The sequence below is a fragment of the Skermanella sp. genome, assembly GCF_059503625.1.
Genome location: NZ_JCACHA010000199.1, coordinates 1 through 3,391 on the forward strand (window position 1 = coordinate 1; position 3,391 = coordinate 3,391).

The following is a 3,391-nucleotide window of genomic DNA, read 5'->3' on the forward strand; positions in this document are numbered from 1 at the left end:
TCCGTCACGAACCTGCCTGTGATTGTCCTGCTTGCACCTACCGGCTCTTGTAGGTGTAGCAGTCAATTTGGCTTTCAGATCGATATAGAAAAGTGTCGTGCGCTTCATGAAAACCCCTCGCCGCCGACCGGCGAGGGGGGCTCCCATCCTACTCAGGGCGCGTTGAAGAAGCCGATTACTTCGTGCTGGAAGGCCAGATGGCCCTTCTGGAGGTGCAGCATGTGGCCGCCGTTGGGGATCACGACGTATTTCTTCTGCGGGTTGGGAAGCTCCGCGAAGAAGGGCAGCAGGCCGGTCGTATCGGCGACGTCGTCATACTGGCCGTGGATCATCATCGTCGGCACGGTGATCAGCCGGGCATTGACCATCGGCATGATCGTGACGAGGTCCAGTTGCGGGCCGGTTGGCGATTTCGGCTCGGCCTTGACGGCAGCCTTGGCGAAAGCGTCGACGACGTCCCGCTCGTTGACCTCGGCCGGAGCCATCGACACGAAACGGGGCTTCCAGCTTTCCTCGGGGATGGTCAGGTAGGCGTTGTTCCGGAAAGCGTCGATCCGGCCGCGCCGCTTGGTCACGTCGGGGCTGTTGATGTGCATCTGGGCGTAGCTGACATACTTCGCCACGGTTTCCGGATAGTCCATCACATACATGCCGGCGTACTGGGTGCCCCATGACCAGCCGAGAAGGTTGACTTTGGACACGCCGCGCAGTTTCAGCACGTAGTCGATCGCCGCCTTCAGGTCTTCCTTGGCCTGTGCCGTGCTCATGTGGGCGTCGGGCCGGGTCGAGCGCCCGAAACCCCGCGTATCCAGCGCGAACACGTCGAAGCCCTGGCGTGCCAACTCGTCCATCAGGCTGTAGCCGGGTTTGCCCGGAACCTGGAGGTCGAAGCTTTCACGCCCGGCGGTCGCCGAGCCGTGCGCCAGCATGACGACCTTGCGGGCATCGAACTTCGGAGCGTCCGGCTTCTTCGGATCGCCGGCGTATTTTTCCCAGATATAGACCTTGGTGCCCTTGGTTTCGGTCCAGTGCTCCACCCCCACGATGTCGGCGGCGAAGGCGGCTGAGCAGGCCAGGGCGTAGACGGCCATGCCGAGCCCGAGCATTGCTGCGCGTCTCATGATCACTCCAGATTTTTGCGGTAAAGGGAAAAAGAACCGGGGCGGCTCCCTCAAGGAAGCCGCCCCTCTCGCCGTCCGGTCAGGATCAGGCGGCGCGGATGTTGGCGATGAAGCCGCCGACTTCCTCGCGGAGCCTTTCGGCCTCGCGCGCTAGACCTTCCGACGCGCTGAGAACCACGCTGGCAGCCGAGCCGGCGTCGCTCGCCGCCCTGCCGATGCCGGTGATGTTGGCGTTGACGTCCTCCGAGCCACGTGCCGCCTGGGAGACGTTGCCGGCGATGCTCAAGGTCGCGGCGTTCTGCTCCTCTATGGCGGCAGCGATGGTCGTGGCGATCTCGTTCATCTGGCCGATGGTCCTGCCGATCGCGAGGATGGCGTTCTGGGCGCCGCCGGTGGCGGCCTGGATCTCGACGACCTTGTTCTGGATGTCCTCGGTGGCACGGGCGGTCTGGGTCGCCAGCGCCTTGACCTCTGACGCAACGACGGCGAAGCCCTTTCCGGCTTCACCGGCGCGTGCCGCCTCAATCGTGGCATTCAGCGCCAGCAGGTTGGTCTGGCCGGCGATGCTGTTGATCAGTTCGACCACCTGACCGATCTGGTGGGCCGCTTCGACCAGGCTCTTGATCGTCTCGCTGGTGCGGTCGGCCTCCTGCACCGCCTGGCCTGCGATCCGGGTGGAGGTGGCGACCTGACGGCCGATCTCACTGATGGAGGCAGAAAGCTGCTCGGTCGCCGCCGCTACCGCCTGGACATTGGACGACGCTTGCTCCGACGCGGCGGACACTGTCGTGATCTGCTGGACGCTATGGCTGGTCGCCGATGCCAGCGAGGTCGCGGAACCCTGCATCTCGGCCGCGGACGAGGCCACGGTATCGACGATGTTCTTGACGCTGCTCTCGAAGCTGTCGGCAAGGTTCAGCAGAGCACCGCGCTTCTCGTCCTCCGCCCGGCGGGCCAATGCGGCCTGTTCGGCTTCCAACCGGATTTTAGCTTCGGCGTTGTCCTTGAAGACCTGCATAGCCTTGGCCATCGCGCCGATCTCGTCGGAACGATCTGTTTCGGGGAAGGTGACCGTCAGGTCGCCGTCGGCCAGCGCCCGCATCTTGCCGCTGAGCCGGGCGATGCCGGTGCTGATCTTCTGGCCGACCATGGCGATCAGGGCGATTGCCGGCAGCGCCATAACCGCAACGACGCCGAGCAGCATCAGGAGCTGGTCGAGGAACGCGGTCTGGAGGTCGTCGATCGTGACGCCGGTGCTGATGAAGATCTGCCAGGGCTCGAATCCCTTGACGTAGGACAGCTTCTGCTCGGTCTCGTTCGACCCCGAGTTGTTGATGAACCAGGGATAGCGATACGTCCCTTCGCCCTGTTTGGCGATCTTCACCATGGCCGGCAGGATCGGCACGCCGTTGGCGTCCTTCAGCCCGGAGGCGTCCTTGCCCATCACCTTGGCGTTGGGGTGCGCGAAGCCGAAGTTGTTGTAGTCGTAGGCGAAGAAGTATCCACCGTTCGGGTATTTGAGGGACAGCAGCATGTCCTTGAAGCGGGTCTGCGCCTCGTCGCGGGTGATCCTGCCGGCTGCTGCTTCCGCTTCCAGCTTGGCGGCGACGCTGTAGCCGACGTCCGTCAGCGCCCGCAGACCGGAAACCCGGTCTTCGTACATCCTCTGTTTGTTCAGATAAAGTCCAGCGCCCGCGATGGCGAGGGAGGCAAGGGTGGCGGCTGCGACCAGTACCCAAAGCTTCGCCCGGATCGACAACTTGAAAGCGGTCATGATTTTGGCTTTTGAGCAGTTTGAACATATCGATTGAAGTACAATGAAACTAGGCCGGCCGATTTAACAATTGGTTTCGGTCGAGACTATTGATACGGCATGCAAATAATACTTAAGTAATAGAACAATTAGTTTGCAATTTTATATTGATTTCGGGCGAGCTGTTTATCTCCCGCCCGCCACCGGCAGGACCGCTCCCGTGACATAGGACGCGGCGTCCGAGCACAGCCAGAACACCGCCTCCGCTACCTCGTCCGCCGTGCCGGCCCTGTTCATCGGGATCTCGCCCCGCATGGTATCGAGCCGGGCGGCGACGCGGTCGGTATCCGCCGGGTCCGACAGGGTCAGGCCGGGAGCCACGGCGTTGACCCGGATGCCCTGTGATGCGACCTCGGCGGCAAGTCCGGCGGTGAACACGTCGATGGCGCCCTTGGTGGCGGCGTAGTGGACCCACTGATCCGGGCTGCCGCGCTTCGTCGCGGTCGATGACAGGTTG

Annotated in this window: 3 protein-coding genes; all 3 read right to left on the minus strand. The window is 63.1% G+C overall.

Annotated features, from left to right (window positions below; all coding sequences use genetic code 11):
• Positions 1-152 precede the first annotated feature (152 nt).
• Positions 153-1,121, minus strand: a complete 969-nt coding sequence (locus tag AC5JJ6_RS05085) for an alpha/beta hydrolase (RefSeq protein ID WP_496040999.1) — start codon at positions 1,119-1,121, stop codon at positions 153-155.
• An 85-nt stretch (positions 1,122-1,206) separates the two neighbouring features.
• A complete protein-coding gene (locus AC5JJ6_RS05090) occupies positions 1,207-2,895 on the minus strand; it encodes a methyl-accepting chemotaxis protein (RefSeq protein WP_496041000.1) in 1,689 nt (562 codons plus the stop codon).
• A 165-nt stretch (positions 2,896-3,060) separates the two neighbouring features.
• Positions 3,061-3,391, minus strand: a 331-nt coding sequence (locus AC5JJ6_RS05095) for an SDR family oxidoreductase (RefSeq protein WP_496041001.1), incomplete at its 5' end; no start/stop codon positions are given.